This is a genomic window from Bacillus sp. JFL15 (assembly GCF_001184225.1).
GTDB classification, from domain to species: Bacteria; Bacillota; Bacilli; order Bacillales; family Bacillaceae; genus Bacillus; species Bacillus siamensis.
The window spans coordinates 922224-945161 of sequence record NZ_KQ236689.1; the positions used below are offsets into that span (position 1 = coordinate 922224).

At 45.5% G+C, this 22938-nt stretch carries 29 protein-coding genes and 1 other RNA gene; 6 read left to right on the forward strand and 24 right to left on the reverse strand.

The window, feature by feature from the left end; all coding sequences use genetic code 11:
- Nucleotides 1-7 precede the first annotated feature (7 nt).
- The 3 genes from AD710_RS04650 to AD710_RS04660 are packed head-to-tail and all read right to left on the reverse strand — an operon-like array spanning nt 8 to nt 791.
- Complete coding sequence (locus AD710_RS04650; RefSeq protein WP_049627411.1) at nt 8-331, reverse strand: DUF771 domain-containing protein; 324 nt, start codon at nt 329-331, stop codon at nt 8-10.
- A gap of 19 nt (nt 332-350) precedes the next feature.
- Nucleotides 351-542, reverse strand: a complete 192-nt coding sequence (locus tag AD710_RS04655) for a helix-turn-helix transcriptional regulator (RefSeq protein WP_047936206.1) — start codon at nt 540-542, stop codon at nt 351-353.
- Nucleotides 543-578: 36 nt separating this feature from the next.
- Complete coding sequence (locus AD710_RS04660) at nt 579-791, reverse strand: helix-turn-helix domain-containing protein (RefSeq protein WP_231595042.1); 213 nt, start codon at nt 789-791, stop codon at nt 579-581.
- Nucleotides 792-944: 153 nt separating this feature from the next.
- Between AD710_RS04660 and AD710_RS04665 the strand changes: the two genes are divergently transcribed.
- Nucleotides 945-1343, forward strand: coding sequence for a helix-turn-helix domain-containing protein (locus AD710_RS04665; RefSeq protein ID WP_047936207.1), 399 nt, complete (start codon nt 945-947; stop codon nt 1341-1343).
- A gap of 282 nt (nt 1344-1625) precedes the next feature.
- Here AD710_RS04665 and AD710_RS20185 read toward each other — a convergent pair whose 3' ends face one another.
- Nucleotides 1626-1751: a hypothetical protein gene (locus AD710_RS20185; protein ID WP_254900092.1), complete on the reverse strand. Its 126-nt coding sequence runs from the start codon at nt 1749-1751 to the stop codon at nt 1626-1628.
- A gap of 18 nt (nt 1752-1769) precedes the next feature.
- Nucleotides 1770-2870: an AimR family lysis-lysogeny pheromone receptor gene (locus tag AD710_RS04670; RefSeq protein WP_049627412.1), complete on the reverse strand. Its 1101-nt coding sequence runs from the start codon at nt 2868-2870 to the stop codon at nt 1770-1772.
- 261 nt (nt 2871-3131) lie between these two features.
- Between AD710_RS04670 and AD710_RS04675 the strand changes: the two genes are divergently transcribed.
- The gene (locus AD710_RS04675) at nt 3132-4196 is read left to right on the forward strand and encodes a tyrosine-type recombinase/integrase (protein WP_047936209.1); all 1065 of its coding nucleotides are present in this window, start codon (nt 3132-3134) and stop codon (nt 4194-4196) included.
- Between the two features lie 76 nt (nt 4197-4272).
- Here the strand turns inward: AD710_RS04675 and ssrA are convergent.
- The 6 genes from ssrA to AD710_RS04700 form a co-directional block, all read right to left on the reverse strand.
- Nucleotides 4273-4635, reverse strand: a transfer-messenger RNA (tmRNA) gene (ssrA, locus tag AD710_RS18960).
- 167 nt (nt 4636-4802) lie between these two features.
- Nucleotides 4803-5273, reverse strand: coding sequence for an SsrA-binding protein (smpB, locus tag AD710_RS04680; protein ID WP_003151688.1), 471 nt, complete (start codon nt 5271-5273; stop codon nt 4803-4805).
- 139 nt (nt 5274-5412) lie between these two features.
- Nucleotides 5413-7746: a ribonuclease R gene (rnr, locus tag AD710_RS04685; protein ID WP_049627413.1), complete on the reverse strand. Its 2334-nt coding sequence runs from the start codon at nt 7744-7746 to the stop codon at nt 5413-5415.
- A gap of 18 nt (nt 7747-7764) precedes the next feature.
- Nucleotides 7765-8505, reverse strand: a complete 741-nt coding sequence (locus AD710_RS04690; protein ID WP_016937913.1) for an alpha/beta hydrolase — start codon at nt 8503-8505, stop codon at nt 7765-7767.
- A 118-nt stretch (nt 8506-8623) separates the two neighbouring features.
- The gene (gene secG / locus AD710_RS04695; RefSeq protein WP_013353627.1) at nt 8624-8854 is read right to left on the reverse strand and encodes a preprotein translocase subunit SecG; all 231 of its coding nucleotides are present in this window, start codon (nt 8852-8854) and stop codon (nt 8624-8626) included.
- Nucleotides 8855-8978: 124 nt separating this feature from the next.
- Nucleotides 8979-9164: a helix-turn-helix domain-containing protein gene (locus tag AD710_RS04700; protein WP_087920807.1), complete on the reverse strand. Its 186-nt coding sequence runs from the start codon at nt 9162-9164 to the stop codon at nt 8979-8981.
- A 195-nt stretch (nt 9165-9359) separates the two neighbouring features.
- Between AD710_RS04700 and AD710_RS04705 the strand changes: the two genes are divergently transcribed.
- From AD710_RS04705 to AD710_RS04715, 3 genes are all read left to right on the forward strand, one after another.
- Nucleotides 9360-9770, forward strand: coding sequence for a transcriptional repressor RghR (locus tag AD710_RS04705; protein ID WP_049627414.1), 411 nt, complete (start codon nt 9360-9362; stop codon nt 9768-9770).
- 24 nt (nt 9771-9794) lie between these two features.
- Nucleotides 9795-10226, forward strand: a complete 432-nt coding sequence (locus tag AD710_RS04710; protein WP_016937910.1) for a helix-turn-helix domain-containing protein — start codon at nt 9795-9797, stop codon at nt 10224-10226.
- Between the two features lie 80 nt (nt 10227-10306).
- Nucleotides 10307-10624, forward strand: a complete 318-nt coding sequence (locus AD710_RS04715) for a catDE operon transcriptional regulator CatR (protein WP_016937909.1) — start codon at nt 10307-10309, stop codon at nt 10622-10624.
- Nucleotides 10625-10707: 83 nt separating this feature from the next.
- Here the strand turns inward: AD710_RS04715 and AD710_RS04720 are convergent, their stop codons facing one another.
- From AD710_RS04720 to AD710_RS04760, 9 genes are all read right to left on the reverse strand, one after another.
- Nucleotides 10708-12111 (reverse strand): sensor histidine kinase, encoded by a 1404-nt coding sequence (locus AD710_RS04720; protein WP_049627415.1) that lies wholly within the window; start codon nt 12109-12111, stop codon nt 10708-10710.
- On the reverse strand, nt 12102-12764 hold the full coding sequence (locus AD710_RS04725; RefSeq protein WP_016937907.1) for a response regulator transcription factor: 663 nt from the start codon (nt 12762-12764) through the stop codon (nt 12102-12104). The genes AD710_RS04720 and AD710_RS04725 overlap by 10 nt, the downstream gene beginning before the upstream one ends.
- A gap of 21 nt (nt 12765-12785) precedes the next feature.
- Nucleotides 12786-13559: a lantibiotic immunity ABC transporter MutG family permease subunit gene (locus AD710_RS04730; RefSeq protein WP_049627416.1), complete on the reverse strand. Its 774-nt coding sequence runs from the start codon at nt 13557-13559 to the stop codon at nt 12786-12788.
- Nucleotides 13556-14290: a lantibiotic immunity ABC transporter MutE/EpiE family permease subunit gene (locus AD710_RS04735; protein WP_049627417.1), complete on the reverse strand. Its 735-nt coding sequence runs from the start codon at nt 14288-14290 to the stop codon at nt 13556-13558. The genes AD710_RS04730 and AD710_RS04735 overlap by 4 nt, the downstream gene beginning before the upstream one ends.
- Entirely contained in the window at nt 14287-15000 is a 714-nt protein-coding gene (locus tag AD710_RS04740) for a lantibiotic protection ABC transporter ATP-binding protein (protein ID WP_049627418.1), read from the reverse strand. The genes AD710_RS04735 and AD710_RS04740 overlap by 4 nt, the downstream gene beginning before the upstream one ends.
- A 110-nt stretch (nt 15001-15110) precedes the next feature.
- Nucleotides 15111-15788, reverse strand: coding sequence for an ABC transporter permease (locus tag AD710_RS04745; protein ID WP_049627419.1), 678 nt, complete (start codon nt 15786-15788; stop codon nt 15111-15113).
- 18 nt (nt 15789-15806) lie between these two features.
- Nucleotides 15807-16724 (reverse strand): osmoprotectant ABC transporter substrate-binding protein, encoded by a 918-nt coding sequence (locus AD710_RS04750; protein ID WP_049627420.1) that lies wholly within the window; start codon nt 16722-16724, stop codon nt 15807-15809.
- 14 nt (nt 16725-16738) lie between these two features.
- Complete coding sequence (locus AD710_RS04755; protein WP_049627421.1) at nt 16739-17392, reverse strand: ABC transporter permease; 654 nt, start codon at nt 17390-17392, stop codon at nt 16739-16741.
- A gap of 16 nt (nt 17393-17408) precedes the next feature.
- Entirely contained in the window at nt 17409-18554 is a 1146-nt protein-coding gene (locus tag AD710_RS04760) for a betaine/proline/choline family ABC transporter ATP-binding protein (protein WP_049627422.1), read from the reverse strand.
- A 285-nt stretch (nt 18555-18839) separates the two neighbouring features.
- On the opposite strand from AD710_RS04760, the gene AD710_RS04765 reads away from it, so the two are divergent.
- Nucleotides 18840-19373: a GbsR/MarR family transcriptional regulator gene (locus tag AD710_RS04765; protein WP_003151660.1), complete on the forward strand. Its 534-nt coding sequence runs from the start codon at nt 18840-18842 to the stop codon at nt 19371-19373.
- A 32-nt stretch (nt 19374-19405) separates the two neighbouring features.
- Here the strand turns inward: AD710_RS04765 and opuCD are convergent, their stop codons facing one another.
- Genes opuCD through opuCA form a run of 4 tightly spaced genes read right to left on the reverse strand, consistent with a single transcriptional unit; the run spans nt 19406 to nt 22842 of the window.
- Nucleotides 19406-20080 (reverse strand): glycine betaine/carnitine/choline/choline sulfate ABC transporter permease OpuCD, encoded by a 675-nt coding sequence (gene opuCD / locus AD710_RS04770; protein ID WP_045925940.1) that lies wholly within the window; start codon nt 20078-20080, stop codon nt 19406-19408.
- Nucleotides 20081-20097: 17 nt separating this feature from the next.
- Nucleotides 20098-20991 carry an osmoprotectant ABC transporter substrate-binding lipoprotein OpuCC gene (gene opuCC, locus AD710_RS04775; protein ID WP_049628768.1) on the reverse strand — a complete coding sequence of 298 codons (894 nt, stop codon included), beginning with the start codon at nt 20989-20991 and terminating at the stop codon, nt 20098-20100.
- A gap of 37 nt (nt 20992-21028) precedes the next feature.
- Entirely contained in the window at nt 21029-21682 is a 654-nt protein-coding gene (locus AD710_RS04780) for an ABC transporter permease (protein ID WP_047477185.1), read from the reverse strand.
- A 20-nt stretch (nt 21683-21702) separates the two neighbouring features.
- Nucleotides 21703-22842: an osmoprotectant ABC transporter ATP-binding protein OpuCA gene (gene opuCA, locus AD710_RS04785; RefSeq protein ID WP_016937896.1), complete on the reverse strand. Its 1140-nt coding sequence runs from the start codon at nt 22840-22842 to the stop codon at nt 21703-21705.
- Nucleotides 22843-22938 lie beyond the last annotated feature (96 nt).

Below are 22938 nucleotides of genomic sequence, written 5' to 3' on the forward strand. Positions count from 1 at the left end.
CTTTCCGTTATTTGTTGAAAATCTCAGCAAAGTGTTTATCTAAAAAGGCAGCCATTTTAGGTGCCTGAAAGCTCCAGCTTTGCCCCTTAGTCTGTGGATAAAAAACAAAACCTCCATTTGCGGAATCTAAAAAGCATCGGAAACGACTTGGATATAAAATGTTTTCCTTGATCCATTCGCTTTTACGTCCTATCTTTTTTTCAAGGTCTTTCATGTTCCAATAAACCCCCGATAGTGATTGATCCCTTAGTTCTTGCAGTTCTACTTTGCTGATAAGGACTTTATCAGCTGGAATGGGAATAGACAGACTAACATTAAGAAGTTGTTCCATAAATTAATATCCTCCCCACTTATGATTTTTGAAATAACTCATCCAAGGTACGGCCAAAGTAAACAGCTAATTTTTGACCTTCTGTGATTGTAAAATCACTTACTCCCTTTTCTTTCAGGTAATAAGTCTGCTTGTTAATGTTTAGATATTGAGCTACATCATTTTGCGATTTTCGTTTTTCTTTGCGAGCGATAAAAAGATTCAGATACAAAATTATTACCTCCCCCCTAAAATATACCTGACAGGACTATTGATACTCAAAAAAAATTCTTATACGTAACTTTTCTTCCATTTGTTCAATAGCCTTTAACGTTGGATTTGCTTTCCCGCTCTCTATACGAGAGATATAAGAAGCAGTAAATCCAAGTAATTGAGCAAAATCATTTTGTGTCATTTTACGTTTTTTTCTTAATTCCTTAATCATTTGTCCAAATTCATTAAGACGAAATATTTCAATCACACCCTTTTTAATTCCTGTCAGGTATATTTTTAGGTTACCACAGAGGGATTTTTTATACAAGAGTTTTCCAAAAAAAATTTCTTGTGAGGAATACCCTGTGATATAATTACCTATAGGTAAGAGGGTTATTTTTAAAAAAAGCGGGTGTTTGTTATGGAAAATCTAAAATTAGGGGAAGCTATACGTCGCCTTAGAAAAGAGAAGAAGAGAACCATAGAAGAAATGGCTGCTTCAATAGGAATTACGCAAAGTTATCTTTCGCGCATTGAAAGAAATATACAACAACCATCAATGCAGGTTATAGAAAATATCGCTGATTATTTAGGCGTTCATAAATCATACTTGTTTTTTGATGAAGAGAGTTTGAAAAAATACTCAGAACCTGAAAAGCAACTTCTCGCTCAAAAGAGTATCACGATAGATGACCTTAAAAAGTTAAATATTGTTCATGATAACGGAAGCAAGATTACAGAAGAAGAATTACAAATGGTTATAAACTATTTGAAAGAATTAAGGGAATTAAAAGAACGGCATTTGAAAGACCTAGATTAACCAACTTTCAGTTTTTTTGTGTCTGCATTTTTCTCCTTTTCAATTTCCTTTTTCAAATTCCCGATGATGTTTTCATATGAAATGTGCATGATGTTTCCCCTTTCAAAAAGAACGCTTGTTCCCATTATATTTAATATCAATTTCAAAATAAACACTTTTTCAAGAATTTCCTGTTTTCGTTTTTTTTGAAAACAGGAAATATCCCCGAAAAGTACGAAAGACGTTGCCCGTTACGGCAGCGTCTTTTTTTAAAAGATTATATACTTTTCAGGTGGCAATGATTTATGCTCCTACTCTAATCTCGGCAGTTTGAAATTCGCCTTTTGCTGTATGAGTAAAACTCACATTGGTATAAGAAAGAGCCAGTATACCGAACACTAGGGATAGAGTTAATAGCATTTTTCTCATTTGCAACACCTCCTGATACTACATATTAAAATTAAAACCTAATTTTATCAAGTGTATTTTTGGAAGTGTTGCCCTGAATTGGTCTTGTTGCTGTGAAAAAAAATAAAGAGATAACAGTAATTTCTCTGAAGATTCCTCTTTCTTACCATCAAACAATAAAGCGTATTTTTTGTATGTCTCATGTTTATAAAATTTATTGAGGACTTTCTTTTCTGCCAATGCTTTTGCAAATTCAGTGACACAAAAATCTTCTGATATTTCTTTGTCCCAGTAACGCTGGAGTATTGCTATTTCTTCTTTATTCTGTATCAATTCGTCTTCTCTGTCAGGGAATTTCCTGAGTAACGTTATGACTTCCATGTAGTAGTGATAGGATGCAGAATAGGATTCATATACATAGGATAAAGCCAATATGTATAACGCTGTCATATTTAGATTGACACTAAGATTCTTTTCCAAAAGCGAGTGAGCTACTTCCCTCGCCTTATTAACATTGTTTTTCTGTTTCAAATAGATATTAACTAAAACTTCTTCAACGCGGGCCGAATAAGCCATTTTTAAGAATGGATCACTCAACTCAGAAATCAAGATTTTAATAGATTCTATTTGATATAGAGTTATCTCAAACCTGCCATTATAAAAATTACCGTACATCTCTAAGATATATAGTAACACCTTTGTTTCATCCGAATTTGATTTTAGTTCTTTAAGGTTTTCAATGTACTCTATATTTCCATCAGATAATCGAAAATCAAGGATGAATCTATAGATTTTTGACCATAAGTCAGATTTTCCATCTCGGGCTATCTGATTTTTAATCAACGATTCAACGACCGAAAAAAGCCGTTTTGCATAACAATATTCTAAAGCAGAAGCATAATTCTTCTTCTTCACTCCGCTTAAACAATGCCGTTCCATCAATTCGGTTTCATTCTCTGGGTCAAGATACTTTACGATCTCTCGAACCATCCAAAAGTTTATTTCTTTTCCACTGAGAAATTTACTCAAATATCCTTCGCTTATCCCGATTTTAGTAGCTATCAGATTTTGCTTTTCGTCGGATGATTTAATCATTTCTTTTAGATGAACTCTTATATCTCTGGCTGCAATTGTTCCCATATGATCACCTTTTCAACTCAAATTTAACATAATCACAAAGAGAATTTTGTCGAACGGTGGCGATAAAATTTAGAATTTTGCAATATTTCTAAAGAAAAAAATTCTTTCAATACTTAATTATACCATATATGTAATTAAAAGTATAAGTATTCATACCTTTTTAACATGATATTTCACCTCATATTCTTTTCAAAGAAAGGATCACATGCTATCTTATAAAGTAAAACTGAGTTCATTTGTCCTACGGTAAGGAGGGAACGTATGCCTGTTTATCCAGAAGAAAATAAGAAGACGTTTTATTTTGTATGCCGTGTACCTCAGAATGATGGATCTCTTAAACAAGTGAAACGGCGTGGTTTTAAAACAAAAAAGGCAGCAAAAGATGCAGAAAGAAAAATGTTGGTAAGCTATGAAGAACAGGGTTCATCAATTACATTTTCAGAAGCTGCTGAAACATATTTCACATGGTACAAAGCGAGACGAAAAACATCATCCATCAACGTAATCAAGAACATTTTATTCAATCACCTGATCAAAGAGTTTGGAAATACTAAAATCGAATCAATCACACCTAAAAAAGTAATGCTATATCAAAACAAAATTATTGATTTATATTCCCCGGACTTTCTAAAAAAGATTCATTCAACACTTTCGGCGGTATTCAATTTCTCGATTAAGTTCCATAATACAAAAAACAACCCCGCAAAGGTTGCCGGGAATTTTGAAATGGAAGTAAACAAACGGTTTAATTATTGGGAATTCGATGAATTTAAAAGGTTTATTTCTGTAGTTGACGACAATTTATATAAAGCCTTTTTCTCGACTTTATATTTCAGCGGGGCGCGAAAAGGTGAATTGTTGGCATTGAACTGGGCCGACGTCGATTTTGAAAACAATTTGATCGACATAAATAAAACAGAATATAACCGGGAGGTTACCAAGCCTAAAACAAAATCATCTATCAGAATAATTATGATGCCTCAAAAAGTCATGGACTTATTAAAGGACATAAAAAAAAGCGCGGAGGAAACAGCGCCAGTCAAACCAGATTATCGAGTTTTTGGTTCATTCTATGACAGCATTGCAACCAGCACCATAGATAGACGGTATGAAAAATACATAAAACTGTCTGGTGTTAAAAGAATTCTGATTCATGAATTCAGACATTCCCATGCATCTTATTTAATCCATAAAAAAAGCAACCCGCTCATCATTGCTCAGAGGCTAGGTCACAAAAACGTGGCAGAAACTTTAAACACATACAGTCACCTTTATCCTTCAGCACAAAGGGAAATTGTAGACCACATGGAAAACGAAGAATTTTAAAAAGTGTTACCAAAATGTTACCGCAGTGCCATCGAAAGCTTCAGAAGCCTTGATAACACTGCGGTTTTGGCGTTATGTATGGAGACGGTGGGAGTCGAACCCACGTCCAGAAACATCGATTACTTAAGCGTCTACGAGCGTAGCCTGCATATTTCGTGTTTCACTCGTCTTCGTGCCTGCGGGCGGGCCTTCCGAGAGCTAGTCTGTCAGTCTCTTCTTACGTTCTCAGACGGGAACGCAAGCGTAGCCTACTTGGATGTGCTCTTCACGGACACATAGGCAATGTCAGGAAGAGCTCGCTGCGTTTATTAGGCAGCTAGTGCTAAGTTTTGGTTAAAACTTTTAGTTTTGCCAGTTATATTTAGGTGCGTGTTAACGAGATCGCCTCTCGGCTCGCAGCTCAAGCTCGATCCATCCCTGTCGAATCCGTAACGTCCCCTTGTTAAGGGTATACGGGAGATCTATCAAGCTCTTGCTCAACTGGCTGTACTGTTATTATATCATGATCACAGACAAATTCAATTGGGAATGTCTTCAATAAACAGCCTGTGAATCTGATGTGTGAACAGTATAGCATAGGGCAGTCATCACATCAAGGCTCAGGCATCAGAAGCCTTTTTGTCTGTCTCTGAACGCTCTTTCGATTTCTCTTTTGGCGTCTTTTCGTTTTAAATCTTCGCGTTTATCGTATGTTTTCTTCCCTTTTCCGAGGCCGATTAACACTTTGGCAAAGCCGTTTTTCAAGTACAGCTTCAGCGGCACGAGGGAATAGCCTTTCTCTTTCGTCAGGCCGATCAGCTTGTTGATTTCTTTCCTGTGCATCAAAAGCTTTCTCGTCCGGAGCGGGTCGTGGTTATAGCGGTTTCCCTGCTCGTACGGGCTGATGTGCATGTTATGGAGGAACACTTCGCCGCGCTCGATTTTCGCAAAGGAATCCTTCATGTTTACGCGGCCGGCGCGGATGGACTTAATCTCCGTCCCCTGCAGCACGATGCCTGTTTCATAGGTTTCTTCTATAAAGTAATCATGGTTTGCTTTTTTGTTTTGTGATAATACTTTGCCTGATCCTTTTGGCATGCCTTATCCTCCTCTCTCCGCAAAAACCGTTCATGTGTGCGATACGCTTTATTTTAGCAAATGGAGCGTTCCGCGACAATGAAAATGCGGCTTGCGAAAGAAAGCAAACAGAGCATTTTGCCCCATTTGCTTTTCGCATTTACTTCTTCTTTTTGCGTTTTTGTTTCGGCGCGTTTTGGAAACCGCGTTTTTTCTTTTTCTTCTTCGGTTTTGTAAACCATTCCCCTTTTTCCTCCGATTTCGGCGGTGAAGCCGGGGTATTGCTGTTTAACACACGTTTCCGCGCCGGTCTGCCTCGTTTTCTGCGATCGCCTGTTGTTTCTCTCGGACGGCGGGTGCCTTTCATGCCGACAATTTCAAAGTCGATGTTTCTCTCATCTTTATTGACGTCGACGACTTTGACCGTGATTTCGTCTCCGATGCGGTAAACGTTGCCCGTGCGTTCGCCGATCATGGCGAAATGCTGCTCGTCAAAACGGTAATAATCATCCGTCATAAAGCTGACGTGCACAAGCCCTTCAATCGTATTCGGCAGCTCGACGAACATTCCGAAGTTCGTGACGGAACTGATCATGCCGTCAAATTCCTCGCCGATTTTATCAAGCATATATTCCGCTTTTTTCAGATCGTCCGTTTCCCGCTCTGCATCAACGGCGCGCCGTTCCATCGTTGATGTATGGTCAGCGATTTCCGGAAGGCGTTCGGCCCACTTTTCCTGAGTCGCTTCGTCCGATTGTCCGTTGATCAAATACGTTCTGATCAGCCTGTGAACGATTAAGTCAGGATAACGGCGGATCGGCGATGTGAAGTGCGTATAAAATTCAGTCGCCAGCCCGAAATGGCCCAAGCTTTGCGGATCGTATTTCGCCTGCTTCATGGAACGGAGCATGACGGTTGAAATCACCGTTTCTTCCGGACGGTCCCGCACTTCGTCAAGAATGCTTTGCAGCGCGCGCGGATGAATGTCTCCGGCTTTCCCTTTGACGATATAACCGAATGTCGTGACGAACTCCAGGAACTTTTGCAGTTTTTCGGCGTTCGGCTCTTCGTGAATCCGGTAAATAAACGGCACGTTCATCCAATGAAAGTGCTCGGCCACCGTTTCGTTTGCCACAAGCATGAATTCTTCAATCAGCTTTTCCGCTACTGAGCGCTCTCTGATGACGACGTCTTTTACGGCGCCTTCCTCATCGACGAGCACCTTCGCCTCTTTGAAATCAAAATCCACGGCGCCGCGGTCCATCCGTTTCGCCCGGAGAATTTCCGCCAGACGTTCCATGTCTTTGAACATCGGGACGAGCGGCTCATACCTTTCTTTCAGCTCGGCGTCGTCTTCTGTGAGAATCCGGTTGACATCTGAATAGGTCATTCTTTCCGTCGTTTTAATGACGCTTTGGAAGATCTCGTGCTCTGTCACCTGTCCCTGCTGGTTGATTGTCATTTCGCAGGAAAGCGTCAGGCGGTCGACCTTCGGATTTAAAGAACAGATTCCGTTAGACAGTCTGTGCGGAATCATCGGAATGACCCGGTCAACCAGATACACGCTTGTCCCTCTTTCCAGCGCTTCTTTGTCAATCGGGGAATTCTCCGTGACGTAATGGCTGACATCGGCAATATGGACGCCGAGCTTGTAGCTGCCGTTATCAAGCTTTGTTACAGTGACAGCGTCATCCAGATCCTTCGCATCCGCGCCGTCAATGGTGACAATGACCTGATCGCGGAGATCACGGCGGTCTTTGATGTCTTTTTCATCGATGGTATCGGGCGTGCTTGTTGCCTGCTCCATCGCTTCAGCCGGAAAATCTCCCGGCAGGCCGTGCTTATGAATGATTGATAAAATATCGATGCCCGGATCATTTTTATGGCCGAGTATTTCAACGATTTCTCCTTCGGCGTTCATTCTGCCTTCAGGGTAGCTTGTCAGTTTGACGACGACTTTATGGCCTTCCGCAGCGCCGTTATTGGCATGTTTCGGAATAAAAATATCACTCGTGATTTTCTTATCATCCGGGATGACAAAGCCGAAGCTTTTTGTTTCTGTGTATGTGCCCACGACGCGGTCGATGCTTCTTTCCAGGATACGGATGACCGTGCCTTCCTGTCTTGATCCGTTTGACTGGGAATTGAGCCGGACCATGACGATATCTCCGTTCATAGCTGTATTCAGCTCATTCGGCGGAATAAACACATCGCTTAAAGAGGTATCCTCCGGCAATAGGAACGCGAATCCCTTTGCATGCGCGGAAATTTTTCCTTTTACTAAATTCATTTTTTCCGGAAGCCCGTAGCGGTTGCTTCTGGTGCGGACGATCTGTCCGGTCTCCTCGAGCGCCACCAGCGCTTTAACCAGTTCTTTAAATTCTTCGGCTTCCGTGATGTTCAGCATCTCCTCAAGTTCCTGAACGGTAAGGGGCTTGTACGCCTCTTCCTTCATAAACGCGAGAAGACGGTCCATAAACGCTTCTTTTTCCATTATCCGACCTCCTGTTTGTTACCAATCGAGTTTCTCTAAAAATTCGTACACATCCTGATGAACGAGGTCCCGTTCTTTGTCCAGCGTAATGACATGTCCTGACTCTTCATACCATTTCAGCTGTTTGTCGTCCGTTTCCACCTCGTTGTAAATGATGTCTGCACTGTCTGTGTTAATCATATGGTCATGCCGTGCCTGAACCACAAATGTCGGGGAATAGATCATGTCGACGTTTTTGCGCACATCGGCAATCAGCTCCTGAAGCGATTTGAGCGTATTCATCGGCGTTTTTTCAAACTCCTTCATTTCCTTTTCAATCTGCTCCGGCTGTTTTCCTTCGAATTTTTTATAATTGCGCGCGTAGGAGAGAACTCCTTCGTACATAACCTCTTCACTTTTAATGTGCATCGGAGCACACATAGGAACAATTCCCTTTATGGGTACAGTGTAACCCAATTTCAATGAAAAAACCCCGCCAAGCGACAGTCCGCAGGCCGCAATGTTTTCATAGCCTTCAGATTGTAAATATTCATACCCGTCCATGACGTCTTTCCACCAATCTTCAGGTCCCGTATGTACCAGCTCTTCCGGCGGAACGCCGTGCCCTTTATATTGAGGCGCGTGACAAGTGTAGCCGCGCTCATTCAAGTAGCGGCCGAGCATTCTGACGTCTGCCGTATTTCCCGTAAACCCGTGCAGCAGAAGCACCGCCTTGTCTCCGCCTTTAAATGTAAATGGTTTTGGTGTCACAATTTTCATGCTCATAACCCCTTTTTTGCACATTCAATTTAGTTTTCCACAGTTTTGCGAGAAACAAACGCCGTCTCTCAACAAGAAAAAGGCCTGATATTAAATCAGACCTTATACAAACATTGCCTTATACGATATACGCCAGCGAAATCGTCAACACGAAAAACAAGACTGCCAGCACAACGGTTGTGCGGTGAAGAATCAGATCAAGGCCCCTTGCTTTCTGTTTTCCGAAAAGCTGCTCCGCCCCGCCTGAAATCGCACCCGATAAACCGGCGCTTTTGCTGGATTGAAGCAATACGACAATAATAAGTGCAATACTGACGATAACCAATAAGGTAATCAATAAAGTGTGCATCCCATACACCTCCAGACTGACTGGCCTACATTGCTTCTATTTTACATGAAAAGCAAAGGCATGTCACGCCGTATCGGTGCACATCATGTCAGAAAAACGGAAATGCAATTTGAATCTTTCATCACTATTGACTTTTGTCAACAAAATCGTAGTAAAAAAGATCTTCAAACTTCATGTCAAAGTAATAGAGCATCTTTCCGATGACCAGCTGGCCCGGCCTCCGCTCTCCATTCAGTACACGGCTCAGTGTGGCGGGAGATATTCCGATCTCCAGGGCGAGCTGGTTTAACGAGTAGTCATTATTGACCATATACTGCAGCACATAATCTCTTCTGATCTGTATCTTTTCGACCACTTTCTTCACCTTCCGTTCTGTCAAATACTTTCTTTCTTATACATAAGATACGGCTTTTGTTAACTTTTGTCAATACTTTTCCAGCCTGACTATTCCCTTTAGTCAATAAACATACTAGAATATAATTAGACCGCGGGAGGGGGAGAGACTGTGGAAAGCTTCGGGAAACAATTACGGACATTGCGGGAAAAACGACATCTGACAGTGAACCAGCTGGCAACGTATTCGGGCGTCAGCGCCGCGGGAATCTCGCGGATTGAAAACGGCAAACGCGGGGTGCCGAAACCTGCAACCATTAAAAAGCTCGCAGATGCGTTAAAAATCCCGTATGAGGAATTGATGCAGACGGCGGGATACATAGAGACCGTTCAGGAAACGAAAGCCCCATACGACACAGGCTGCACCTTGCTGGAAAAAGCCGAAACGTATGAGCTGGATGATTTATCACTTTTGGAGCGGGAGAACTGGCGGCACCTGTCGAAAGAAGACTTGGTTCTGCTTGATAAATACTTTGCGTTCTTGTCAGCGGAAGCCAAAAAAAGAAAAAATGAAGACTCATGACTTTGCACATGTGAGGCGATCTTATTGAACACATTCGGAAAGCAATTAAGAGAGCTGCGCCGCGCCCGGAAGCTTACCGTCAATCAGCTTGCCGTCTATTCCGGCGTCAGCTCGGCGACCATTTCCAGAATTGAAAACGGGCACCGCGGCATTCCTAAACCGGCGACCATCAAGAAATTGGCGGACACATTAAAAATTCCGTACGAAGAGTTAATGGCGCGGGCCGGACACATCAAGGCATTTCAGGAGGAAATCCGCGAAACATCCGAAAGCTATCAATCCATCCGCGCCATCTATCAGACCGCCGTTGACAGAGGCGCGGAGCATCTGCCGCTGTTTGACAGCAAAAAGTGGCAGCACTTCACAAAGGAAGACATTGAAAGCGTCAGCAAATACTTTGATTTTATCGCGGCTGAAGCGAAAAAGCGCTCCCCGGATTCCTCATCCTCTTTTTGACCCTCCCTCAACTTAACAAGCGCCAGACGTACGTTCCCTCCGATTTTGCGGTATAATAGCAGAAGACGAGGTGAAAAAGCATGAACCAATCAGAAATGTGCCCCAGATTCGAAAAAGCGGTCGACATCCTAAGTAAACGCTGGGTGGCTCTAATCGTCTTTCAGTTATTGAACGGACAGCAGCGATTTAGCGAAATTGAAGCGGCGCTTCCGAATTTAAGCGGAAGAGTCTTGTCAGAACGTCTGAAAGAACTTGAAACAGAAGGTGTCATCAAACGGGATGTTATCCCCGAAACGCCTGTCCGTATTGAGTATTCTTTAACGAAAAAAGGCTGCGCATTAGCCCCTATTTTAGAGGAAATTTCCAAGTGGTCTTCAACATGGATTGATCCTTCCTGATAAACGCTTTTCCGCATAAGCGGCTGATCTCTCAAACGGACAGCCGTTTTCATTTTGCTTTTCTTAAACAAGAAAACAAGCCCTCATGCGTGCAGGGCTTGTTTTTGTCTGATGCCTTCCAGCGGAATTCGGATTTCCGCACGGGCTCCTCCAGACTCTTGATTTTCAAGTATTAATTCACCGTGGTGAAGATGTACGACATGATGGGCGAATGTAAGCCCCATGCCATGATGCCCCGCCGAATGTCTGCTTTTATCCTCCGTGTAAAAAAGCTGTGTCGCCCTTTTCAGCGCTTCCTGCGAGAACCCGCTTCCGCTGTCAGATACGGCAATACTGAGTGCGGTATCGGTGCATAGGACGTCCACACGGATTTCTCCTCTTTCCGGCGTATAGTCGACGGCATTCGCCGCGATATTCATGACCGCCCTGCGAAGCAGTTCTTGATCAATCGGCGCTTCTTTTCGGTCAATGCCCCGCTCACTGAGGACGAGATCAATCTGTTTCGGCCCCGCAAGCGCCGCTGCGTCACGATATATGTTTTGAGCCCACTCTTTGAGATCGGTATATTCCAGATGAACGGCAACTGCCTCCTCCGCTTTAGAAAGCTGAATCAGCTGCCCGACATATTGCTCGATTTTGTTTCCGGCATCAAGGATATACTGCGTGTATTCCGTCTGTTCCTCATCAGGTTCTGTTAACTGAAGCAGCTCGGCATTTCCTTTAATGATCGTTGCCGGAATTTTAATATCATGCGCAAGCGCGCCGATCTGTTCCTTCTTTATCCGCTCCGCCTCCCATTGCGCCGCCAGAGATGCCTGAAGCGCGTCTTTCATTTTCAGCAGAGAGTCAATGACATCGTCAAATTCCTTTATGCGCGGCCTTTTTGGATTGATATTTAAATTCTGTTTTTGAATGCTTGCCGTAATGGAGCTGAGTGTGCTGAAATGCCGTCTCAGCTGATTGGCGAATCGCGTCGTCACGATAAACACAGTTAAAAGAAGCAAAGAGATCAAAACCGCAAGACCCGTCCATTCATAATTCGGCAGATAGCGCCTTAGCAGAGGCGACTGAAATTCCGACCTGAGTGAATATTGGAGAACGCCGTATTCATTTTTCCGATCAACCACCATGAATCCTTTTTGAGCATAATTAAAATACGGCTGATGCTGGATCTTTTTTCTGGCGCTGGCCGCGTCTTTTTCCGTCATCGTTCCTTTTGTCATCCGCTTTGTTTTTTTATCAAAAACGGCGTATGTCATACCGTCGGGAATCATGTCTTCTGTTATCTTTTCCGCCGATTTCAGGCGGGGCTTGATCTGTTCCGCCTCATGCTCGCTGTAATTTGCCGGCAGGATCGCTCCGGCATTCAGGGCAATGGCATTTAAGGCGACGCATAATGCCGCCACCCCCATCGTGCTCAGACACAGCGTGATGGTGAATTTGACAAGCTCTTTGCGGATGCTGGATTTTCCTTTTGCTATTCCCATTTGTATCCGACACCCCACACCGTTTTGATCGGATCAGCCCCGTGTTCTTTACATTTTTTCCGGATGGTTCTGATAAACTCCGTAATGGTTGAATAGAGCGCATCGCCGTCCAAGCCGTACACTTCCTCGTAAATCTGCTCCCGTGAGAATGTTCTGTTTTTATGCTGTGCCAGAAATTCTACGATTTTATATTCGTTTTTCGTAAGAGGCAGTTTCCGGTCATCAAACCATACTTCTTTATTGTCAAAATCAAACATGAAGCCTGATATCAGACGTTTTGTCTGACGCTTTTCCCGCTGTTCCCTTCTGACATGAGCGTTTACCCTTGCCATCAATTCCTGTACGCCGAACGGCTTTGTGATGTAATCATCAGCGCCTGTCATGAGGCCTTTCACAATGGATTCTTCGTCAGACTTTGCTGTTAAAAACAGGATCGGGCTGTCCACCAGCGGCCGAATCCTCCGGCAGAGTTCAATCCCGTCGGTTCCGGGCATCATGACATCAAGAAGAATCAAATCATAGCCTTGAAAAAAATCCAATGACTGATCTTCCGCTTTTTCCAGAATCGTTACTGTATGCTGATCACGCTGTAAAATGTTTCTGATCAGAACGAGAATATCTTTTTCATCATCTACCGCTAAAATGTTTGCCACCGGCCGAATCGCTCCTTGCCTTTATTCATATGAACGCCGCCCTTCCCATCTTCTGCACCAATGGAGGCCGGCCAGACATAATATCACTATAGAAAAATATAACATTATTTCTCCGAATCTCATATCGTATCTCACATAAGGGATAAACTCTTTTTTGACTTTGTCAAAATGCAGCAGTCCTGCAAGGTTCGACAGCCGCACGCTCCATGCCCACGGGAAAAAACGCCAGATGACATCGCCCAATCCCGTATTCATCAGCGCCGCCATTAATAAACCCGCTCCCCCTAAAAGCCCGGACGGTCCCATGCCGTACTGTATGCCGACAAAAAAAGACATCATATAAAGCGGAATACTGCCGGCAATCAGCCACGCCCCTCCCTTTAAAAAGAGAAAGTACGGAAGGTCATTGATGTGAAGAACAAATTTCATCCCCGCCAAATAAAGACAGATGGCAAGACCTATCGATAACACATTCAACAGCAGCAATAGAAGCAGCTTGCCCGCAAAACTGATTATTTTCGAATGCGGAACCGCCAGCATCATCTGAAAATGACCCGCCTGTTCCTCGACTGAGGCAGACATGCCGCAGACAATACTGATGATTAAAGGGTATAAAACGGCAATCGCGCTGAAGAAGACGCTGTACAGCACACAAGGCTCCTGAATCCTCCCATACATCATATATAACAGGAAAAATCCCGCGCATACGGCCGGCGCCGCAACATGCATCCATATGAGCGGTGTGCGCTTCATTTTTAATACATCGGCCCACATATATCGTAAAAGCACGGTCATGACCGGTTTCCCCCTTTTGCAAAAGGCACGGCGGAAATCAAACTTATTGCGATAAAAGAAAGGATAGAAAGAATAATAGCCGGAAAGATCACATTTCCGTTCAATAAGCCGCTGTCTGCGGGAAGCTGAATTCCGTTCGGATGGATTCCGAGAATCGGTGACATCACCCGGACTGACCAGCTCCATGGACTCAGCCACCACAATGAACGGGACGCCGGCAGAATACCAAAAACAAAGGCGGCGATCATATTCACGAGAATGACTGCCGTAAACCCGAACTGTCTGGCAATCCATAAGCACAATGGGATTTCCCAAAGCGTCGTCAGCCACAAAAGGGAGCCCGCTTCAACGCCTTTCAGCTGCAGCGCAGCAATTCCCGAAAACACAAGGCCAAGTAAAAACATGATGATGAAAAAGACGATTTGCGACAGGAGTGAATACAGCGCGATCAAGCTTATTTTTGAGAGCCATATGCTTTTTAAGCCTGCCGGCAATGAGTACACCGCGCGGTCATTCGCAGATTTTTTCTCTTTTTTAACAGATAAACCGCACATTAGAGCAATCATGAGCGGCATGAAAATAACCGCCCACCAATTGAACGTGCCCGTCATAAAATAGGCCTTATTCAGCAGAAAAGAAAAAGCCGTGTTCAGAAGGGGAATCAGAATGATCAGTTTTTTGATAAATGTTCTTTTAGATGTAAGGTGTTCCGCCTGCATGTACTGAATCATTTTCCTGTCCCCGCTTTCTCCCGTGTTGATTTGACTACCTCCAGAAACAGCCGCTCCAGATCGTCTTCCCGGCTGATTTCTCCTTGATATCCCAAAACACCGTCACTGATGATTCCGATATGGTCTGCGATCTGCTCCACTTCTGATAACAGGTGGCTTGATAAAATTACCGTCATTCCCTGTCCGGGCAAGGAGCGGATAAATTCCCGCATATCCTGAATCCCCATCGGGTCCAATCCGTTTGTCGGCTCGTCAAGAATTAAGAGCGACGGACGGTTGACTAATGCCAACGCAATGCCGAGACGCTGTTTCATTCCCATGGAAAATTGGCCAGCGTGCTTTTTTCCGGTTCCCGTTAATCCCGTGATTTCCAGCACCTCCGCAATTCTTGAATCAGGAAGCCCGAGCATCACGCAGCGGACTTTCAGGTTTTCAGCGGCTGTCAAGTTGCTGTAAAGCGGCGGCGCTTCAATCAGGGAACTGATCTTTTTCAAATCTTCGCGCTTCCATGGATGCCCGTCGAACAGAACCTCGCCGGATGTTTGCTGCAAGATGCCGGTCAATATTTTAAGAGTCGTTGATTTTCCGGCGCCGTTCGGACCGAGCAGGCCGTATATACTGTTGCGCTTAACCGATAGAGACACATCAGCCACTGCCTGTTGTCTGCCGAATGATTTTTGCAGCTGTCTTGTTTCTAAGATGTTGCTCATATGATTACCCCTCTGCTTTGTTATTTGATATGTAAGACTTTACAGCGCAGTTATCAAAATTTAATCAAGAAATCAAAAAAAGCATCCTTCACGCAGAAGAATGCTTTTTTTCATGAGGCTGAGCGTACGATCAGCTTTCTTTTTTGTTTTTTCACAGGGCTGAGGGCTCGTTCCAACCACGCCATCAGCAGGTCTGCGGCTACCGCCATCAGTGCGGTCGGAATGGCGCCCGAAAGAATAATGGCGGTTCCGTTTGTCGCGTTCGAGCCTCTGACGATCATATCCCCGAGGCCGCCTGCGCCGACGAAGGTGCCGATTGCCGTGATGCCGATCGCAATGACGAGCGCCGTTCGGAGACCCGCCATAATGACGGAAAGCGCAAGCGGCAGCTCCACCATGCGGAGCACTTGATATTTCGTCATGCCCATCGCTTTTCCCGACTCAAGATAAGCGTGCTCAATATTGATAATGCCCGTGTGCGTATTCCTTAGAATCGGCAGCAGTGAATACAGAAACAAAGCCGTGATGACCGTATTGGCGCCAAGTCCCATGACAAGCATCAGGACGGCGAGCATCGCCAGCGCCGGAACGGTTTGAATCACGTTCGCCACAGCAAACACCCAGCCGGAGAGACGCCCGTGCCTCGCTGTCACAATGCCGGCCGGAATGGCGAAAACGGCGGCGAAAACGACGCCGTACGCCGACATGAGAAAATGCCGCCAGCACTCATACAGAACATAGCTGCCGTTTTGAGCGTAATACGTAAACAGCTCTTTCAGCGTGTCCATCCGCATATCTCCTTTCCGTTATTCAAAGTAATGATGCTTTTCTAAAAATTCCTTTGCCACGACGGACGGCTCTTTTAATTGGCCGTCGACTTCGTAATTCATTTTCTGCATCATCTTTGTATCAATCGCGCCGATCATTTGATTGATCACGCCTTCCAGCTCGGGATGCTCGTTTAATACACGTTTCGGAACGACGGGTGAACAGTCGTACGGAGGAAAGAACCGCTTATCATCTTTCAGCGTTTTCAGTCCGTAAGCAATGATTCTTCCGTCGGTGGAATAAGCGAGCGCGATATCCATCTTCCTGCTTTTCAGCGCGTCGTAAACGAGGCCGATCTGCATCGGATACGTGCCTTCAAATGACATTCCGTATGTGTTCATAAAATCCTGATATCCGTTGCCTCTCAGCTTCATCCAATAGTTATCAACGCCGAATTTCAGATGAGACGCCTCTTTTTTGACATCGGATACCGTTTCTAAATGGTATTTGCGGGCAAGCTGTCCGGAAACGGTAAAGACGTATGTATTATCAAAGCCGTAGGAATCAAACCATTTCATGTCATATCTGTTCTGAAATTCACGCTGAACGAGCCGCAAAGCTTTATCCGGGTCTTTTTCCGGCTCCATACGAAGCGTGCCCGTCAGCGCGTCCCCCGTATAGCGCGTGGCGGCGATATCAATATCACCGTTTATCAAGGATTGCTGCTGTACGGCGTTGGAGCCGAGATTTTTAATAACGGTTGTTTTCAAATCGCTGTGATGTTCGATCATCTGTCCGAGCATGCTCGCGATGATTTCTGATTCGGTCATGCTTTGCGCCCCGATTTTGATGGTATCCTCCGACGCGGCGCTCAATCCCGGAAGCGAACAGCCGCCAAGGAGCAGCACGCCGATACAGGCGAATGCGAGCAGCCGTTTTTTGCATCTATTCCCCACGAGAGATCTCCTCCTTATGAAGCATTTTTTATGTCCTTCAGCCCGTCAGGCGTGACTTTCCGTTCTGTCATCCCGAGCATGCAGTCAACGGCGGCCGCTAACATCGTGACCGGAACGGCGCCGGCGATAATATACTCCGGCTGATAAAGGTTCAAGCCGATAAAAATGTAATCCCCCAGTCCGCCTCCGCCGATAAAGGAGGCAAGCGTCGCCCAGCCGATCAAATAAATCGCGGACGTCCGGATGCCCGCCATGATGACCGGGGCGGCAAGCGGGAGCTCTACAAGCCTGATCTGCTCCCATGCGGTCATGCCGATCCCTTTTCCCGATTCAAGAAGATGCCGGTTGACACCGAGGATTCCCGTATACGTGTTTCTGAGAATCGGCAGCACGGAATAGAAAAACAGCGCCGCAATGGCCGGGACCTTTCCCACGCCTAAAAGCGGAATAAAAAATGCGAGAATGGCAAGGCTCGGCAAAGTTTGAATGATATTGACGATGCCGATGACTGGGCCAGCGCCTCTTTTCATCCTCGTCAGCAGGACGCCGAGCGGAACGGCGGCGAGAATGCCCGCCATGACGGCGATTAATGAGATGTACAAGTGCTCCCATGTTTTATAAAGCAGTTCTGCACCGTTTGTCTGTAAAAATTGCACGGTTTGATTCATATCAATTGAAGCCTCCTCATGACATCACCGCGAGCTCTTTCTCTTCTCCCCAAATGGAGTCATAGACGATGTCAACGAGGCTTGCCCTTGTCACGATTCCCGTTAAACGGCCGGCTTCATCAATGACGGGCACAAATTTCATGCCTCTTTTTAAAATTTTATGGACGGCGTCGCGAAGCAGGGTGCCGCTTCTGACCGTGTATAGATCGCGCTCAAGCACTTCCGCAACGGTTGCCGCCTGTCTTCGTGTGCGGTCAATCATTTCCACATCGACATAACCTTGGAGAACGTTCTTCTCATCAATGACGAGCAGCGAATCCACCCGCTCGGCGCGCATCAGCTGAATGGCGGCTGACAGCGTTTTCTCAGGTGTTACCGTCACAGGAGCGGAATTCATGATCTGCTCCACCCGTTCAATATCAGGGCTGGATGATTGAATCAGCCGTTCTTTGCCGATAAACTCCTCAACAAATTCATTCGCCGGAAATCGGAGAATGTCATCAGGCGTTCCGGCTTGGACGATTTCTCCCGCTTTCAGAATGACGATTCTGTCCGCAAGTTTGATGGCTTCGTCCATATCATGGGTAACAAATACGATGGTTTTATGTAAGGTTTTTTGCAGTTTTTTAAATTCTTCCTGAAGGGAATCTCTCGTAATCGGGTCAAGCGCCCCGAACGGTTCATCCATTAAGATAAGCGGCGGCTCTGCGGCAAGTGCCCGTAATACACCTATTCGCTGCTGCTGTCCTCCGCTCAGTTCATGAGGGTAACGGTCTAAATATTCAGGCCCCATATCAACGAGCTTTAAAAGCTCCCGCGCCCGTTCCTTCCGTTCTTTTGCAGGATGTTTTAAAAGTTTCGGAACGAGGGTAATGTTCTGCTGAATGGTCATATGCGGAAACAGCCCGATCTGCTGAATGACATAGCCGATGCTTCTTCTGAGTTCCACCGGGTCTTGTTCCATAATGTTTCGGCCCTCTATCAGGATTCTGCCTTCCGTCGGTTCAATTAAGCGGTTGATCATTTTCATCGTCGTCGTTTTCCCGCAGCCGCTCGGTCCGATAAAACAAATAAATTCGCCCTTAGCGATATTCAGATTGATGCTGTTGACGGCTTTTTTTCCGCCTTTATACGTTTTCGAGACATTTTCTAATGTCAGCAAACACTCACACCTCCATGATTAAGTTTATTCAATTCGTTAAATTTGTATTTAACTTTTCAGACAATTGAATGTTTCCCATTATAAATTAAACTTTATAAATAAAAAAGTTTACAATTTGTCCATATTATATATAAAGGTTGTGTAAGCACTGATTTACCCGTATTGACCGGCAAAGTTCTTCTTATTGCTCCGAATTACTGCCAAATTCTCTCGGAAGAGCATTTCCGCCGGTTTAAAAATATGGTATATTGACATCGGAATTGCTGACTGAAAGGATTGAAACTGTTGGAGAAAGATCCGTTACACGTAATCGAACAAGCCGAAGATCATTTAATAGAACGAATCGCTGAAAATATGCATACATTCGGGATGCCCGCGACGGTGGGACGCATTTTAGGCATTATTTATATGAACCGCAAGCCGATGACCTTAACTGAATTATCAGAAGCGACCGGCATGAGCAAAACGAGAATGAGCCAGGCCGTCCGTGAAATGCTTGACGTCAATCTGGCGGAAAAAGTGTTTGAAAAAGGCGTCCGCAAAGATTTATACGACGTCGAGCAGGATTATTACCAAACCTTTATTACGCTGTTTACGGCCACATGGAGCAAGGTCGTCAGCAAAAATAAGATGATGCATAAAAAGCTGAACCGCGAACTGACGGCCGTTCTTGAAAACGGCGTGCCGGAGGAAGCTGAGGAAAAAATCAATGAACTGCTGAAAGAATTAAAGGATTGGCTTGATTACTACAATTGGATCAGCCGCCTGATCGAGTTTTTCGAAAGCGAAGAAATTTTCAAGCATGTTCCGAAGCCATAAGAAAAAACGCCCTGACCCGCAAGGCGTTTTTTTCATGCCGCATTCGGCGCTTTGGTTCGTTTTTTCTTTCTCCCCGGGCTCAGCGCCCGCTCCAGCCACGCCATCACAAGATCTGCGATAACTGCCATCAGCGCTGTCGGGATGGCGCCGGCTAAAATAATCGCGGTTCCGTTCGTGGCGTTTGAGCCTCTGACAATAATGTCACCGAGTCCGCCAGCGCCGACAAACGTACCGATTGCCGTAATGCCGATCGCGATGACGAGCGCCGTCCGCAGCCCCGCCATGATGACGGAGAGCGCAAGCGGCAATTCCACCATGCGAAGCACTTGAAATTTGGTCATGCCCATCGCTTTTCCCGATTCAAGATAAGCGTGTTCAATGCTGGCGATTCCCGTGTACGTATTCCGGATGATCGGAAGAAGCGAATATAAAAACAGCGACAAAATCACCGTATTGGCGCCGAGCCCCATGACAAGCATCAGCACCGCGAGCATCGCAAGCGCCGGCACGGTCTGAATCACGTTTGTCACCGCGAATACCCAGCCGCTTAATGTTCTGTATCTGGCAATGAAGATGCCGAGCGGAATCCCAACAATCGCCGCAAATAAAACGCCGTATACCGACATGAGAAAATGGCGGTAAAACTCCTGAAGTACATAGGCGCCGTTTTGAGAATAATAAGTGCCGAGCTGCTGCAGCACTTCCATTTGCCCCACCTCATTTCTTATTCAAAATAATGATGTTTCTCCAAAAATTCTTTAGCGACGACGGACGGTTCTTTCAGCTTGCCGTCCACCTCGTAATTCAATTCCTGCATCGTTTCCGTATCAATTTTGCCGATCAGTTTATTCACAATGCCTTTCAGTTCCGGATGCTGTTTCAGCACGCTGTCGGGGATGACCGGGGAACAGTCATACGGCGGGAAAAACTGCTTGTCGTCTTTTAAAATTTTCAGATCGTATGCTTTGATCCGTCCGTCCGTTGAATAAGCGAGGACGGCATCCATTTTCCCGTTTTTCACGGCATCGTATACAAGTCCGATCTGCATCGGATAGGTTGTGCCGAATTCATAGCCATATGTGTCGGTGAAGCCCTTATAGCCGTCGCCTTTTCGTTTCAGCCACGCATTGTCTACACCGAGCTTAAATTGATCCGCATACTTCTTAATATCTGATACTTTGTCTAAATGGTCTTTTTCCGCAAGCTCTTTCGTGACGGTAAAAGCGTATGTGTTTTCAAATCCATAGGAATCAAACCATTTGTAATGGAAGCGTTTCTCAAATTCTTTCTGCACGATGGATAATGCTTTTTTCGGATCTTTTTCCGCCTCCATGCCGAGGGTGCTCGTTAAGTCAGTTCCTGAGTAGCGCGTCGCGGCGATATCGATTTCACCGCCGAGCATCGCCTGCTGCTGAACATAGTTTGATCCGAGGTTTTTAATTAATGCCGTATTCAATTCTGTATTGTGCTCAATCATCTGTGCGAGCATATTGGCGATAATTTCTGATTCCGTCATGCTTTGCGCCCCGATTTTAATCGTATCATCGGAAGCCCCGCTCAGCCCGGGAAGGGAACAGCCGCCTACAAGCAGAGCAGCCGACAGCGCCAACGCGCACATCCATCTCTTTAGATTTCTTTTCAAAACAGCCAACTCCTTATGATACTTCCTTCAGTCCTTTCAGCCCTTTCGGCGTCACCTTCCGTTCCGTCGCCGCCAGCAGATAATCGATGATAATGGCTAAAATGGTGACGGGCACGGCGCCGCCGATAATATATTCAGGCTGATAGAGGTTCAGGCCGATAAAAATATAGTCTCCGAGCCCGCCGCCCCCGATAAAGGAAGCAAGCGTCGCCCAGCCGATCAGATAAATGGTGGATGTGCGGATGCCCGCCATGATCACCGGAACCGCAAGCGGCAGTTCCACAAGCCTGATCTGCTCCCAGACCGTCATCCCGATGCCTTTTCCCGATTCCAGCAGATTTTTGTTTACGCCTTGAATGCCGGTGTACGTGTTCCGGAGAATCGGCAGCACCGAATAGAAAAACAGCGCGACGATCGCCGGCAGCTTTCCCACCCCTAACAGCGGGATAAAGAATGCCAGTATCGCGAGACTCGGCAAGGTCTGCACAATGTTGACGGCGCCGATGACAGCGCCTGCGCCCTTTTTCATTCTCGTCAGCCCCACTCCGAGCGGAACGGCGACGAGAATGCCTAATATGACGGCGATGATTGAAATATATAAATGCTCCCACGTTTTATATAAAAGCTCTCCGCCGTTCGTCTGCAAAAACTTGATCATTTCATTCATTGTAAGCGTTCCTCCCCTTGTCAGCCTGTCACCAGCTGGTCTTCCTCGCCCCAGATTGAATCGTAAACGATGTCGACAAGGCTCGCTCTCGTGACAATCCCGACCAAATGCCTTTGTTCATCAACGACGGGTACGTATTTCATTCCGCGCTTTAAAATTTTGCGTACGGTATCGCGGAGCAGCGTCCCCTGTTCGACCGTATACAGATCAGAGCGGAGCACGTCGCCGACGAGGCTTGCTTTTTTCCGGTTCTGATCAATGATTTCGACATCTACATATCCTTGCAGCACATTCAGGTCATCAACGACAAGCAGGGAATCGACCCGGTGCTCCCGCATCACCTGTATCGCCTGCGAAAGCGTTTTGTCCGCCGTAACGGTGACAGGCTTTTTGTTCATCATTTGCTCGACGCGTTCAATGTCCGGTCTTGATTGCAATAACCGTTCTTTGCCGATAAATTCTTCGACAAACTCATTAGCCGGATTTCGGAGGATGTCATCAGGAGTGCCGGCCTGAACGATCTCTCCCGCTTTTAAAATGACGATCCGGTCAGCCAGCTTAATGGCTTCATCCATGTCGTGGGTTACAAACACAATCGTTTTATTCAGTGTTCTTTGCAGTTTTTTGAATTCTTCCTGAAGCGAATCACGTGTAATCGGATCAAGCGCTCCGAACGGTTCATCCATGAGAATAAGGGGAGGTTCCGCTGCCAGGGCGCGCAGCACGCCGATTCTCTGCTGCTGTCCGCCGCTCAGCTCATGAGGATAGCGGTCTAAATATTCCGGGCCCATATCGACGAGCTTCAAAAGCTCCCGCGCCCGTTCCTTCCGCTTTTGTTCCGGCCATTTCAGCAGTTTCGGCACGAGGGAAATGTTCTGCTGAATGGTCATGTGGGGGAAAAGTCCGATCTGCTGAATGACGTAGCCGATTTTCCGTCTCAGCTCCACAGGGTCCTGCTCCATGATATTTTCGCCATCGATGAAAATCTTTCCTGATGACGGCTCAATCAGTCTGTTAATCATTTTCATCGTCGTTGTTTTTCCGCAGCCGCTCGGCCCGATAAAACAAATAAACTCGCCTTTTTCGATATTTAGATCAATGCTGTTGACGGCTTTTTTTCCGCCTTTATAGATTTTTGATACATTTTCTAATCTCAGCAATCCGTGCACCTCCGAAGGATTCCGTTATTTTTCTGAAAAGTATAATCTTTATTATAAGATGAAGTTTATAAAATAAAAAGTTTATAAAGTGTCGAA